The sequence below is a fragment of the Microvirga sp. jy35 genome (genome assembly GCF_056148915.1).
The window spans coordinates 376899-390523 of record NZ_JBWBEW010000001.1 but is presented as its reverse complement, the minus strand read 5'-3'; the positions used below and the strand labels follow the sequence as shown (position 1 = coordinate 390523).

11 protein-coding genes and 2 pseudogenes are annotated in these 13625 nt (G+C 59.3%); 8 read left to right on the top strand and 5 right to left on the bottom strand.

What is annotated here, in order from left to right; translation table 11 throughout:
* Together AC0QTX_RS01705 and AC0QTX_RS01700 are read left to right on the top strand one after the other, a co-directional pair.
* Positions 1-240, top strand: a pseudogene (locus tag AC0QTX_RS01705) (dihydrodipicolinate synthase family protein); the annotation flags it as partial.
* Positions 241-485: 245 nt separating this feature from the next.
* Positions 486-623 (top strand): annotated as a pseudogene (locus AC0QTX_RS01700) (aldehyde dehydrogenase family protein); the annotation flags it as partial.
* Between the two features lie 107 nt (positions 624-730).
* On the opposite strand, the gene AC0QTX_RS01695 reads toward AC0QTX_RS01700, so the two are convergent.
* Positions 731-1687 (bottom strand): ArsR/SmtB family transcription factor, encoded by a 957-nt coding sequence (locus tag AC0QTX_RS01695; RefSeq protein ID WP_474602070.1) that lies wholly within the window; start codon positions 1685-1687, stop codon positions 731-733.
* Positions 1688-1844: 157 nt separating this feature from the next.
* Here AC0QTX_RS01695 and AC0QTX_RS01690 point away from each other — a divergent pair, with 157 nt between their 5' ends.
* The 6 genes from AC0QTX_RS01690 (at position 1845) to arfA (ending at position 9190) form a co-directional block, all read left to right on the top strand.
* Positions 1845-3734, top strand: a complete 1890-nt coding sequence (locus AC0QTX_RS01690) for an ABC transporter substrate-binding protein (protein ID WP_474602069.1) — start codon at positions 1845-1847, stop codon at positions 3732-3734.
* A gap of 41 nt (positions 3735-3775) precedes the next feature.
* A complete protein-coding gene (locus AC0QTX_RS01685) occupies positions 3776-4780 on the top strand; it encodes an ABC transporter permease (RefSeq protein ID WP_474602068.1) in 1005 nt (334 codons plus the stop codon).
* A complete protein-coding gene (locus tag AC0QTX_RS01680; RefSeq protein ID WP_474602067.1) occupies positions 4780-5649 on the top strand; it encodes an ABC transporter permease in 870 nt (289 codons plus the stop codon). The genes AC0QTX_RS01685 and AC0QTX_RS01680 overlap by 1 nt, the downstream gene beginning before the upstream one ends.
* Positions 5650-5687: 38 nt before the next feature.
* Positions 5688-6710 carry an ABC transporter ATP-binding protein gene (locus tag AC0QTX_RS01675; RefSeq protein WP_474602089.1) on the top strand — a complete coding sequence of 341 codons (1023 nt, stop codon included), beginning with the start codon at positions 5688-5690 and terminating at the stop codon, positions 6708-6710.
* Positions 6711-6722: 12 nt separating this feature from the next.
* On the top strand, positions 6723-7571 hold the full coding sequence (locus AC0QTX_RS01670) for an ABC transporter ATP-binding protein (RefSeq protein ID WP_474602066.1): 849 nt from the start codon (positions 6723-6725) through the stop codon (positions 7569-7571).
* Between the two features lie 65 nt (positions 7572-7636).
* The gene (gene arfA, locus AC0QTX_RS01665) at positions 7637-9190 is read left to right on the top strand and encodes an arabinosylfuranosidase ArfA (protein ID WP_474602065.1); all 1554 of its coding nucleotides are present in this window, start codon (positions 7637-7639) and stop codon (positions 9188-9190) included.
* Positions 9191-9731: 541 nt separating this feature from the next.
* On the opposite strand, the gene AC0QTX_RS01660 is transcribed toward arfA, so the two are convergent.
* The 4 genes from AC0QTX_RS01660 to AC0QTX_RS01645 are packed head-to-tail and all read right to left on the bottom strand — an operon-like array spanning position 9732 to position 13616.
* The gene (locus AC0QTX_RS01660) at positions 9732-10766 is read right to left on the bottom strand and encodes an ABC transporter substrate-binding protein (protein ID WP_474602088.1); all 1035 of its coding nucleotides are present in this window, start codon (positions 10764-10766) and stop codon (positions 9732-9734) included.
* A gap of 14 nt (positions 10767-10780) precedes the next feature.
* Positions 10781-11956 carry an NAD(P)/FAD-dependent oxidoreductase gene (locus tag AC0QTX_RS01655; protein WP_474602064.1) on the bottom strand — a complete coding sequence of 392 codons (1176 nt, stop codon included), beginning with the start codon at positions 11954-11956 and terminating at the stop codon, positions 10781-10783.
* Positions 11953-13329: an FAD/NAD(P)-dependent oxidoreductase gene (locus AC0QTX_RS01650; protein WP_474602063.1), complete on the bottom strand. Its 1377-nt coding sequence runs from the start codon at positions 13327-13329 to the stop codon at positions 11953-11955. Before AC0QTX_RS01650 ends, AC0QTX_RS01655 begins: the two co-directional genes overlap by 4 nt.
* Positions 13326-13616: a (2Fe-2S)-binding protein gene (locus AC0QTX_RS01645; protein ID WP_474602062.1), complete on the bottom strand. Its 291-nt coding sequence runs from the start codon at positions 13614-13616 to the stop codon at positions 13326-13328. The genes AC0QTX_RS01650 and AC0QTX_RS01645 overlap by 4 nt, the downstream gene beginning before the upstream one ends.
* Positions 13617-13625 lie beyond the last annotated feature (9 nt).

Genomic DNA, 13625 nt, shown 5'->3' with positions numbered 1-13625 from the left:
CCTTACTTTGCCGGCGACCGCGAGGGGGCAGCAGCGGCCTACGAACGCTGGCTGCCGCTGATCAACTATGAGAACCGCCAGTGCGGTCTCTCGGCCGCCAAGGTGCTGATGAAGGAAGGCGGCGTCATTAGCTCGGAAGCGGTGCGCCAGCCGCTGCAGCCCCTGCACCCGGAGACGCGCAAAGGCCTGATCGAAATCGCTAAACGCCTCGATCCGGTCGTCCTGAAATGGGGACGGTAAAGACGCACGCGGCTTCTCCTCCGCCGGACTGCCCCTTCAGGAGCTGCCGGCTCTCACCTATCAGAATAGTACCGGCGCTAGGCAGGTCCGAACAGGCCCACCTGCAATCATGTCACGAAACAGCGTGGGTACAATCATGACCTCTCACGTAAAAACTATATCAGTGGGGATTGGCTTGCGGCGTCGGAGGCCTCGCCGAACATCAATCCGTCGAACACGCGGAACGTGGTCGGCGAGTTCGCCCGCGCCTCGGCGGCGAGATGCTGCCCTCCGTTCCGCCCTCGACCGATGTGGAGATCACCCGCGAACCGGTGGGCGTGGTCGGCCTGATCACGCCCTGGAACTTCCCCATCGCCATTCCGGCGCGGAAGATCGCGCCGGCGTAAGAATGTTTCAGGTCCTCGTGCTGGGTGCCCCTCGTCAGTGATGCACCGATAAGCACGGCCGGTCCATCCCGTTATCGGACCTTCCGGCTCTATGCGCTTTACACTTACCTCTTGGCGCTTGGCTGCTCCTTCAGATGGATACGCATGACGATATCTTGATCATAGTTGCCGAACCCGCGACCAAAGATATTGATTCCACCAGGGTGGCGTGCTGCCTCGTCAATACCGATCCTCAACCGAATTCCGTGATGCTTATCGAGTTCCAGCTTGTCGAGTGTTACATCCGATATCTGGACGTCGTTCACCGAAGTTCCACTCCGGGAGATCTGCCAAGTGACAAGCTTGCCATATTGCGACCCCTCCAGCTTCCACCACTGGGGAGTGTAAAGACCGCGCTTGTCGCCAAAGTCACTCGGCGAGATCCAGCTTCCAACTTTCACATTGTTGACCCAGAGGCTGATCTCAGACGGCCAGTCAAGGCTCGTGCCCGGCACCTCGGACGAAAGCTCCATGACAAACTCGAGCTTGTCGATCTTAGCTCCCAGAACCTTGCCGTTGTTAGGGAATTTGTACTCGACGAAGCCGCGCCTGAACCAAATCAGCGATGCGTTCATGCGATTTGGGTCCAGAAAGAAATCCGGCACGTCCAGAACACCCAAAACATTCTCGGTTGAGCATAGACCACACGGGGCACTCACATCGCAGCTCGTGTAGAGCCCGATCGGCATAGATACCTCGACATGGTCCTTGCTCTTGAGAGCATCCTGATCATCAAATCGAATGATGATTTCGTCATAGCGGATTGAGCAGACCTTCTGCTGTCCCTTGGAAGCTTTAAGCGTCTCTGTCTCAATCAGCCCCGAGCGCTCAAGTACCTGGATATGAGTCGCTATTGTCGACTGCGGCAAATCTAGCGCGTCGCTGATGTCGTTAACGTTCAGCGGTCCGCGCACGCGCAGGAGTTTGAGGATTCTGACACGGGCGGGCGAGGCAATCCCCCGAAGGGGCTCTGAGCTTTCCTCTGCCACAAGTGTTAGAAATTTTCTTTTGAGATTAAACATTTCGCTACTCAGCGCGGATGCTCCCGCCGTGGGAGGTCTACCGTCTCTCGCGAGGTGTATCGGAAGTTTGGATATATATCAATGATGCCGTTGACCGTTACGAAAAACTCATGGCTAATTAAGAAAAAAGATAATGATCAACCCTGGAGGAGCGCCAATGCGAATTCTACGCTTGCTTACCCTTGCGTCCGGTCTGGCTCTCGCTGCAACCACAGCGATGTCCCAAACAACCGTCCCGGGCGTGCCCCGCAACGAGACGATCATTCTCGAAAACCCGGAAGGTACGATCAAGAACCCCGGTTGGTTCAACATCTGGACGATTAACGCGGGAGGGCAGTGGACCGGGCTCCATCAACTCGCGCTCGACACGCTCTGGTACATTGATCCAGAGCGGGGTCTCGAAGGAGCATGGCAGAACTCGCTTGCGGCAGAAAAGCCGATCTACAACGAGGACTTCACCGAAATGACGGTGAAGTTGCGCCCGGGGATTTACTGGAGTGACGGCGTCGAGTTCACGCCCGATGACCTTATCTATACTGTCGAGGCCCAGATCAAAAATCCTGGCATGCGGTGGAGTGCCCTGCTGGCATTGAACGTTGAAAGCGTCTCTTCGCCGGAGCCCTGGACGGTTCGTTTCAAGCTGAAGAGGCAAAACTCCCGCTTCCACTCACTCTTCACAGTCCGCTTCAACGGCATCTGGATGATGCCGAAGCATGTCTTCGAGAAGGCAGCCGATCCTCAGAAGTTTGACTTCAACCCGCCGGTTTCTCTCGGTGCCTACAAGCTCCACAGCTATGATCCCGACGGCAAATGGTACGTCTGGCAGAAGCGTGATGACTGGCAACGCACGACTCTCGGGCGCTATGGCGAGCCCGGCCCGAAATATGCGGCCTATATCGACCCTGGTCCACCGGATAAGCGCGTGATTGCCCAGCTCAACCACAACTTGGACGTGGTGCATGACATTGCGCCCGAGGGCATGTTCACTCTGTCCAAGCAGTCACCGAGCCTGAAGACCTGGTTCAAGAACTTCCCGTTCGCGCATCCAGACCCGACACTGCCTTCAGTTATCTTCAACATGCAGAACCCAGCCTTCCAGAACCGCGACGTGCGTTGGGCGCTAGCTCTGCTGATCGATGCCAAAGCTGTTTCTATGGCGTCCTATCGCGGCGCTGCGACCTTGTCGCCAATCGGTATTCCTCCGACAGGAACTCATCCGGAGGACTACCACATTCCACTCCAAGATTGGCTTGCCTCCTATGAGATCGATACGGGCAAGAGTAAGATCAAGCCGTACGATGCGAACATCGGTAACCAGATTGCCGACATGCTGCGTCCTACGATGAAGGAGCAAATCCCGACTGACCCGGCGGAGATCAGGAAAGCGTTCGGCTATGGGTGGTGGAAGCCTAACCCGCAGGCAGCCGCGGAGCTGCTCGAAAAGGCTGGCTATACCAAACGCGGCAATGCCTGGCACACGCCAGACGGCAAGCCGTTCTCGATTAAGCTGATGGTCGAGGGTGACTCCCGCCCGATCCTGACACGCGCTGGCACTATGATCGTTCAGCAGTGGCGCCAGTTCGGCATCGATGCCAAGACGGAGGTGGCTCAAGGGACGATGCTCGACCGTCGGAATGCCGGCGACTTCGAGACGCTCATATCCTGGAGCGTCGAGACCTACGGTGGTCATCCGGACCTGTCGTACTTCCTCGACAGCTGGCATTCCCAGTTCGTCGCGGCCCCGGGCAAGACGCAATCGCCCCGCAACTGGCAGCGTTGGAGCAACCCCGAACTCGACAAGATCATCGAGGAGATTCGCCGGATTTCCTTCGATGACAAGCGGACTGTCGAACTTGGCCGCGAGTACGCCAAGCTCATCGTTCGCGAAATGCCGATCATCCCGCTCATGGCGTACAACGTCTTCACTGCCATGGATGAGACTTATTGGACGGGATACCCAACCGCGGAAGATCCTTACGCAAACCCAGTCCCGAATTGGGGCAACTCCCGCTCGATGATGGTGAGGTTGAGGCCAAAGCAGCAGTAGCGCTCAGACATCTCCTTACTTTCCTCAGACAAGGAGCGGCTATGAGAGCTTACCTGACCTATCTATCCAAACGGCTGGTGCAGTTCGCGGTTGTCGTCTTCGTCGGGATCAACATCACCTATCTGGTGACGCATCTCACTCCGATTGATCCTGTCGAACAGTCTATCTCGGCAGCCACCTCATTCGGCAGCACCAGCCCGGAAGCCATCGAGATGATGCGGCAGTCGCTGCGCCAGCTCTATGGTCTCGAGGGTTCACCGTGGGAGCAGTACGTTTCGTTCTGGAAACGGATTCTGGTCGGAGACTTCGGCCCCTCCTTGTCAGCATTTCCAACACCGGTCTCGCAGCTCATCCTGCGAGCCCTTCCCTGGACCGTCGGACTTCTGCTGGTTTCGACGCTCCTGACGTGGCTCCTTGGTAACTTGCTTGGCGGACTTGCCGGCTACTACAGGAACAGCCGGATCCTCAGGGCATTCGGCGTGATCAGCATGGGACTCAAACCCATTCCGTATTACGTTGTCGCTTTGGTGCTCCTCATCATCTTCGGTTTCCTTTGGCCCGTTCTGCCAATCAGCGGCGGCGCCACCATGGCATCAGATCGCTCCAATACACTTGCCTTTGCGCTCGACGTGGCGGTCCACTCGATACTTCCGGTTCTGTCCCTCATGGCCGTTGGCATCGGCGGGTGGTTCATGGGTATGCGCTCGCTCGTATCCAACGTTGTAACCGAAGACTACGTGATCTACGCGGAGCTTGCTGGCGTGAAGCGCAACAGGATCCTGCGGTCCTACGTGATGCGGAACGCTCTCGGCCCTCAGGTGACGGGCCTCGCATTACAGCTGGGGGCCATTTTCAATGGTGCGATCATCACTGAGTACGTCTTTGGCTACCCAGGCGTCGGATCGCTCCTGATCAGCGCGGTCCATGCGGGTGACTACAGCTTGGTTCTCGGTATTACGACCATCTCGATCGTGGCCGTCTCCGCCACCGTCCTGCTGATCGATCTCCTCTACCCATTGATCGATCCGCGCGTGGAGGCACGCTGATGAGTACGCTCAAGATCTTTCGTGATCTCTTCCGCCACAATGGCGAGTTCGCCATCGGCCTGGTGCTGGTGATCATCGTGCTGGCAGTCGCCGCTTGCTCCTTCATCTCGCCCTATCCACCCATGGATGTCTATGTTGTTCCGCCCGATGTGCCGCCCTCATGGGAGCACCCGCTGGGCACGACATCTCGTGGGCAGGACGTATTTTGGCAGCTCACCTTCGCGATCCGGAACACTCTCCTCTTCGGGATCGTGGTGGCGGTCCTCAGCCGTCTCATATCTCTCTTTATCGGACTGATCTCAGGCTACAAAGGTGGCTGGGTAGACCGGGTCCTGATGTCGATTAATGACACGTTCGTTGTCATCCCACTCTTTCCCATTTTGGTGCTGTTCTACTTCATCATGCGGGACCAGATGTCCTGGGCGTTACTCGCAGTCATCACCGCGCTGCTGGGTTGGGCCTACGACGCGCGATTGATCCGGTCCGTCGCCATGAGCCTGCGGACCCGGGAATTCACCCGCCAGGCCGTATTCTCAGGTATGAGCACCGGTAAGATCGTTCTTCAGGAGCATCTGCCGTTTGTATTGCCAATCGTGTTCTCGACAACCATGAACAACATCAACTGGTCGATTGGCATTGAGGTGACGCTGTCCGTCCTCGGTTTCACCGACATCAATACGCCCACCATTGGCGGCATGATCTACTGGGCAAACCAGCACACCGCCCTGGTGTCCGGCATCTGGTGGTGGGTCACCTTCCCGGTTGTTCTCGTCATCATGCTGTTCATCGGCCTGTTCCTGCTCGCTATTTCGATGAACGAATACATCGACCCGCGCAGCCGCCTCAGCCGCCTTGGAGGTCAGGCATGATCACTGAGCTACGCCCCATGGCTCCGCCCCCCCTCGAAATGGGGGCGCCGCAGGCCGCTCCGCTGCTCGAAGTGGACCGTCTCAAGGCCTATTATAAGACGCAGCTGTTCGGCGTTGACCGCGAGGTGAGGGCGGTTGACGACATCAGCCTTAAGGTCAATCGCAACGAAATCTATGGCCTTGCAGGCGAGTCAAGCTCGGGAAAGAGCTCACTTATCAAGACTATCGCGGGCGCTATCCGCCCCCCGCTCAGGGTCATCGAAGGATCAGTGCGTTTCAACTTCAAGGATGGGGAGCGGGACATCTATAAGCTTTCGCCGCAGGAGCTGTCGGCGATCCGCTGGAGTCATTTGTCCTACATCATGCAGGGTTCCATGAGTGTGCTGAACCCCGTCCGGCGAATAAAACATGCCTTCGTGGACTTTGCATTACCGCATGTGGATGCGAAGGGAGCCGACTTCACCAACCTTGTGGAACGGCACCTCAAGCGGGTCCACCTCGACCCTGCGGTCCTCCAAGCCTACCCGCACGAGTTATCAGGTGGCATGCGGCAGAGGGTGACAATCGCCTTAGCAACCGTCTGCGGACCCGAATTCATCATCGCAGACGAGCCGACGACGGCGCTGGACGTGATTGTCCAGAAGGGCGTGCTCTTGATGCTGCGGGAGATTCAGCAGGAACTCAAGTCGTCGGTCCTGTTCGTCACCCATGACATGGCGGTTCACGCCAATCTCACCGACCGTCTCGGCATCATGTATGCCGGCCGGCTGGTGGAGGAGGGCAGGACGGGTGACTTGTTCAAGAGGCCACTCCATCCCTACACGGCACATTTGATCTCAAGCTTGCCGCGCATTGGGGACGAGGCGCCGAAGAAAGGACTTGAGGGCTCACCTCCAAGCCTCGCTGATCCTCCGCCAGGGTGCCGCTTCCATCCCCGTTGTCCGCTAGCCATCGACATCTGCCGCCGCGAGGCTCCTCCCATGGTGGAGATCCTGCCTGGGCACCGGGCAGCCTGCCACGTTGCACAGGCCGATCCTAGCCGGGTCGAGACGGTCGCATAGGGAGGCGAGTGCATGATTCCGAACCTTCTTGACGTAGAAAATGTCAACAAGATCTTCACGAGTGGCGGTATCATCTCACGGAGGGTCAACCATGCTGTCAATGATGTCAGCTTTTCCCTAGCAGCGGACAAACCCGAAGTGTTCACCATCATCGGTGAGTCCGGGAGCGGAAAAACCACTCTCGCAGGCATGATCCTCAACAGTGCAGCTCCGACAAACGGGCGTATCCTGTTCCGGGGGAAGGACCTGCGCGAAGTCCGCAGCCGCCGTGATCGGCTGGAGTTCATGAGCCATGTGCAGGCAGTCTTTCAAAATCCGTTCGATGCTTTCAACCCCTTGAAACGCGTTGACCGTTATCTGTTCAGTGCAGCTCAGAATTTCACGGAATGCCGCACGACTGATAAGGTGGAGGAGCGGGTTGACGACTCGCTTCGGAAGGTTGGCCTCTCGCTTGCCGAAGTGCGGGGGCGCTATCCGCATGAAATGTCAGGCGGGCAGCTCCAGCGTGTGGCGATCGCCCGCGCACTTGTGCCAAATCCGTCTCTGATCGTCGCCGACGAACCGGTCTCGATGATTGACGCATCGCTGCGCATGACAGTGATCAATCTGTTCAAGAAGCTGCGCGATGAACTCGGTGTGTCGATCATCTACATTACGCACGATCTCGCGACCGCCTATTACATCAGCGACCGTCTGATCATCATGCAAAAGGGCAGGGTTGTAGAAGGCGGCGACGCGCGGACCGTGCTGGCCGCACCACAGCATCCCTACTCCATCAAGCTTCGCCAGGCGGTTCTATCGGTCGACGGAGCTTGGCATGACGATCCCCTCACGGAGGCTATGCCCGCAGTGGCAAGCTAATCCACCCTTTTATTCCCATCGACAGCTCAAGATGAGCTTGCCTGCCTAACCATCGGAGTCTTCCAATGAAAGAAGCCAAAGTCACCATTGACCGCGATTTCTCCATCGCGGAAACGGATCCGCGCCTGTTCGGCGCCTTCGTGGAGCACCTGGGGCGGTGTGTCTACGGTGGCATCTACGAGCCGGGCCATCCAACTGCCGACGAGCACGGATTCAGGCGGGACGTGCTTGAGCTCGTCCGCGAGCTGGCGCCCACCATTATCCGCTATCCGGGTGGGAACTTCGTTTCCGGATACAATTGGGAGGATGGTGTCGGCCCCGTGGAGAACCGCCCGCGGCGGCTTGATCTCGCCTGGATGTCGACCGAGCCGAACACGTTCGGCACCAACGAATTCATGGATTGGTGCCAAGCGGCCGGTGTGGAGCCTATGATGGCTGTTAATCTCGGCACGCGGGGACCCGATGAAGCCCGACGCCTTCTCGAATATTGCAACTTTCCGGGTGGGACGGAGCTGTCGGACCTGCGTCGCGCTCATGGATGGGAGCAGCCCCATAACGTGAGGTTCTGGTGCTTGGGTAACGAGATGGACGGCCCATGGCAGATGGAGACCAAGACCGCGTGGGAGTATGGGCGGGTCGCGGCTGAGGCAGCCAAGCTTATGAAGTGGATCGATCCGACCATCGAACTTGCCGCCTGCGGCTCTTCCTCGCGCAACATGCCGACTTTCGGCAGCTGGGAGGACACCGTGCTCGAGCACTCGTTCGATCACGTCGAATACATCTCCCTGCACACCTACCTAAACAACTATGCGGATGACACTCCGGCATTCCTCGCAAGTCCGGACCTGATGGACAGCTTTATCGAAGAGGTTGTCGCTATTGCGGATGCGGTCGCCGCTCGTCGTCGCTCACCCAAGCGCATCATGCTAAGTTTCGACGAATGGAACGTTTGGTATCGCACCCGCCGCAAGAACGAGGGCCGGGTCAAGCTCGGTTGGCCGGTCGCACCGCCAATCCTCGAGGAGATCTACAATATGCAGGACGCGCTTGCCTTCGGAGGCGCCTGCATCTCCCTTCTTAACCACGCCGACCGGATCAAGTCGGCCTGTCTTGCGCAGCTGGTGAACGCCATCGCGCCCATCATGACGGAGACCGGTGGGCCTGCCTGGCGTCAGACCATCTTCTATCCTTTCAAAGACATGAGTAATCTCGGTCGAGGCACGGTGCTGCAAACGAAGGTGGATTCGCCTACCTACGAGACGACGTACTACGATCCCCGTGGTACGTCCGAGCTGCAGTTCCCGCTTCCTGCTGTTCCATATCTTAAGCTGTCCGTGGTTCACAACCACGATGAGGATTGCGTCACCATCTTCGCACTCAACCGCAGCCTTGATGCGAGCCTGTCCATGGAAGCTCTCGTGCGCGGCTTTGAGGGGCTTACGGTCAAGGAGGCATACCAGTTGCGCAGCGACGATCTCCTGGCCGTCAACACGAAGGATGCTCCAGATACGATCAAGCCCGCTCCTCTGGAGGGGGTCGAGATTTGGGGAGAGCAGGTACGGGCCAAGCTCGCACCTGCCTCCTGGAACGTCATCCGCTTGGGTGTTCAGAAGCAATAAGTGCTCGAATGAGGCGGCCGCAGAAGGCCTGATCGAGATCACGCGCACTAGTGCTGCCAGGAGTGGTTTCAGCCCTCCTGGCGCTTTGCCGTGTTCGAAAGCTAAAATTGTAAGACGGGGGAAGGTCTGCACTTGGCAGATTTTGTTGAAAAACTCCCGGGTGCCGCTGCGTCGGTCTATTACTAGCGTCAGCGTACGAGACCAGGCCCAGCATCCTGTATGCTGACTGCGCAAAAATCGGCCGATGCGGACTTTTTCAACAGTATCGGCACGTTCCGGAAGTAGACCGAGTGTCTGCTCCGGTAAGGAACAGCAGACGTTCCAGGAGCGTCAGGGACCGGCAGAGAATGACCCCAAGCGGACTATCCGAACAAGTGCAGAGGCCTTCCCTTCAGCTTGGAGTTGTTCAAGTCAATCGGTCGGATCTGAGACGGACAGGAGCGCTAGCCACTGAGTCAGCCGGGGCTTCCGCTGCGGTTCAGGCAGTATGGCATTTGGACAAGGCGGATGCAGCGAGCATCCGCCTTGTTTCCTAAACTTGTCAGCGCTCGATCGTCTTGTTCCAGCGGCTGTTCCATTCCGGCCGCTTCTCATTGATCGTATCCCAGTCAAGCGTGACGGCAGTCTTCATGTATTCATGGAACTTCTTGAGCTTGGCTTCCGCTTCGGGCGTGGGGGCCTTGGCTTTCACATTCGATGGAACGATGTTGCCGTGTTGGAGCGCCTTGGTCTGAGCCTCCGGTGAGAGGAGATAGGCGGCAAGCTTCTGAGCGAGTTCAGGCTCGCTGTTATTAGCGATGACGCATTCGGTCACCATCAGGATAACGGAGCCTTCCTTAGGCTGTGCGTATTCCACCGGAATGCTCTTCTCCTGATGAGCCGACACGGCGGTAGGGGTCAAAGGGAAGATCGCAGCTTCGCCGGTTTGCACCATTTCAGAAATCTTGGCCGAACTCGGGATGTATTCGAGCACGTTCGGACCGATAGTATCCTTGAACTTGGAGAAGCCCGGCTCGACGTTTTTCTCATCGCCGCCCTGGATGCGGTTGAACATCAGGAAGGCATGCAGCCCGAAGGACGAGGCGGCCGCTGATTGGAATACGACTTTTCCCTTGTACTTCGGGTCGGCGAGATCCATCCACGAAGTTGGCGGAGCCCAGCCCTTCTCCTCGAACATCTTCTTGTTGTAGGCGAGGCCTGTCATGCCGAGGTCGATGCCGATTGCCATGTCATCCTTCAGCCGGGCGCCGGGAGCGAGATCGGCCAGAGCCGGTGTATCTTTGATCTTCTCGCACAGGCCAGCGCCGATGGCGCGGATCATAACGCCGTCGTCGAGAAACATCACATGCATCTGGGGATTGGACTTGGCCGCGGTGGCCTTGGCCAGAATGTCGGACGATGTGCCCGGTACAACCACAACCTTCACGTCGTTCGCCTTCTCGAAATCAGGGAAGACATGCTGCGTGAAGGTTTTCTCGAAGTTGCCGCCGTTCATGCCCACATAGAGCGTCTTCGTCTGCGCCTGGGCTGCGCCGGAGGCAGCGATGGTGAGCGCGGCAAAGGCCGTGGCTTGCATTAGCTTGGTCGTTTTCATCGTGCTGTTTCCCTCTTTTTTGGTTCAGGTCCGTTATCCGCCCGGGACCCTTGGATCGTGCGGGCAAATCGATCGATGGCGAAAGCTTGAATCGGCGTGCGGCTGTCACCGTCACGGACGAGCTCGGCCAGGACTTCGCCAACTCCCGGCGCGATCTGGAATCCGGCTCCCGAGAAGCCGAAGGCGTGAATCAGGTTTGGTGTAGTCCGGCTGAAGCCGATCACCGGGTTCCGGTCTGCCATCTCGCCTTCCGTACCGCTCCAGGAGCGGATGGCGTAGGCATGGCGCAGAGCCGGGAACAGGGCTGCGGCGCGGTTCATGATGGTCACGGCGCCCAAGCCAGTGGGGCGGGAGAAGTCGGGCTCCGCAAGCGGCTCGCCACGCATGCCGCCGACAATGCAGTTGCCGCGCTCAACCTGGCGCGCATAGATACCGCCGCCTTCGGCCCCAATATTCACGCTCATGAAGACGTCGAGGGGCTCGGTAACTATCATGCTCGGATAGATCGCGTGGAGAGGCACGGGCTCGCCGAACGCTTCCGCGAAGGGACCTGCCCAGGCTCCGGCGCTGTTGATCACGAAGCGCGCCTTGATCTCGGTTTTCGAGCTTGCCGACAGATAAAAGCCGTCGAGCGCCCTCTCGACATGGGACACGCGAGTGTGTTCCAGAACATCCACGCCGGCCCGCCGCGCAGCATGGGCAAAGGCTGCAGAGACAAGGCGCGGATTGGCATGCCCATCACCTGCGCACAGGGACGCGCCCATGACGTCTCCGGCGATCCAGGGAAAACGCTCCCGCAGCTGGTTTCCGCCGATCAGCTCCAGGTCGAGCCCCAGATCCGCGACGCGTGTCGCATAGGCTTCGAGCGATGCCATCTCGGCCTCGGTTCTCGCGAGCTTCAAGTGACCTGAGCGCACGAATTCACCATCGACGCCGATGAGGTCCTTCAGGCGGGGCCAAATGGCATGAGCCCGTTGCGACAGAGCGATCTGCTCCGGCGCACGGCCCTGACGGCGCACGCCGCCGTAGTTCACACCGCTGGCCTGAGCGCCGCAGAAGCCCTTGTCGAGAAGGACGACGGAGAAGCCCATGCGTCGCAGGGCAAGAGCCGCGGAGCTTCCGACGAGCCCGCCGCCGATGATGGCGACATCCCTATGAAGGGCGTGGCTCATGCGGTCTCCTCCTGGGCCATAACCCCCATCGGAATGGGCTTGATGGGCGGCTGCGCGCGCAGCCGTCCGGCCGCGTCCGGCGATTGACCGCAGGCGGCGGCTAGCACTTCCACCGCTGCGCTTCCACACATCCGCCCTTGGCACCGGCCCATCCCCACACGGGTCAAGGCCTTGAGACGGTTGAGTTCGAAAACACCCTGATCGCGCACGGCAGCGCGCACGTCGCCGATGGCAATCTCCTCGCATCGGCACAGGGTCACGTCGTCGGCAATGCTGTTGGCCCAGGTCTCCGGAAACGGGAACGCGGATTCGAGAACGTCACGAAACTTTTGGATACGGGCGAGCTTGCGCTCCAGCACCCCGATCCGTGCACGATCGACCGACAGGCCTGCATCCTCGATGAGCGCGAGGCCTGCCCGTTCTCCTGCAAGTTCGGCAGCATCCGCGCCGGCAATGCCGGCACCGTCACCGGCGATATAGACGCCGGGCATGCTGGTGCGTCCCACGCGGTCGCGTTCAGGCCGCCATGCTCGGTCCCGCGCATCGAAGACAAAGCGGCATCCCGCAAGATCGGCGAGCTGCGTTTCGGACCGTAGGGAGAAGCCATACCCTACTGCGTCACAGGTGAGGCGATGCTCCTCGCCGCGCTCGCGCCAGACAACTCCCTCGACCCTCGCTGTGCCGTCGATGCGAACCGGCTGAACCCCAAATCGAACGGCAACGCCGCGCGCCTTGAGTTCAGCGACATAGCGGAGGCCGCGCAGCACGACGGACGGCTGAGCAGACAATCCGCGGAGGAGATGAAGCTTGGCCGAGAACGGTGATGTGTCAAGAACGGCCGCAACCTTGGCGCCGGCTTTCACATATTGCCAAGCAACGAGATAGAGAAGCGGTCCGGAGCCGAGAAACACAACCTCCTCGCCGATGGCGCAGCCCTGCGACTTCAAGGCGATCTGGGAGCCGCCGAGGGTAAAGACGCCCGGAAGGGTCCAGCCAGGAAAGGGAAGGACGCGGTCGGTTGCGCCGGTAGCCAGGATCAGATGGCTGAATGGGATGCGGCGCGTGCGATGACCCGTTACCGCATCCGCAACCTTGTCGCGGAGGTTCCACACCAGGGTTTCGGGATTGTAGTCGATCCTGTCTCGGATCCCTGCGAAGGTCCTGTGCAGGGCCGTAGCCTTGGCGGCCTCCGATCCGTAAAGATCCTTCGCGGAGCGCTCGTCAGGCACGAGCCTCTGGCGATAGATCTGCCCACCGCCCGATGGCGCTTCGTCAATGACGACAGGTCTGATGCCCGAGTTCACGAGGGTCTGGGCGGCACGGATGCCCGCAGGGCCGGCGCCGACGATCAGCGGTCGCATGGCGTCGCTCACGATCTCGGCTCCGTCACGGTTCGAAGATTCATCCCCGGTTCAAGAGCCGTGCTGCAGGCGCGGATGCGCTCGCCGTCGGTTGTGAGGACCCAGCAGTCCTGGCATGCGCCCATTTGGCAGAAGCCGGCCCTGGGGGCACAGGAGAAGTCGCTGAGGCGCAGCCGATCGGACTGGGTGAGAATAGCGGTCAAAACCGTATCACCCGCACGGCCTAAGCAGGCCTCACCGTTCAGCGTGAAGGAAACGAGGGGAAGCTCTTGCCGAGCAAGGCGCCTGAGAAGAGCCATATCCATTTC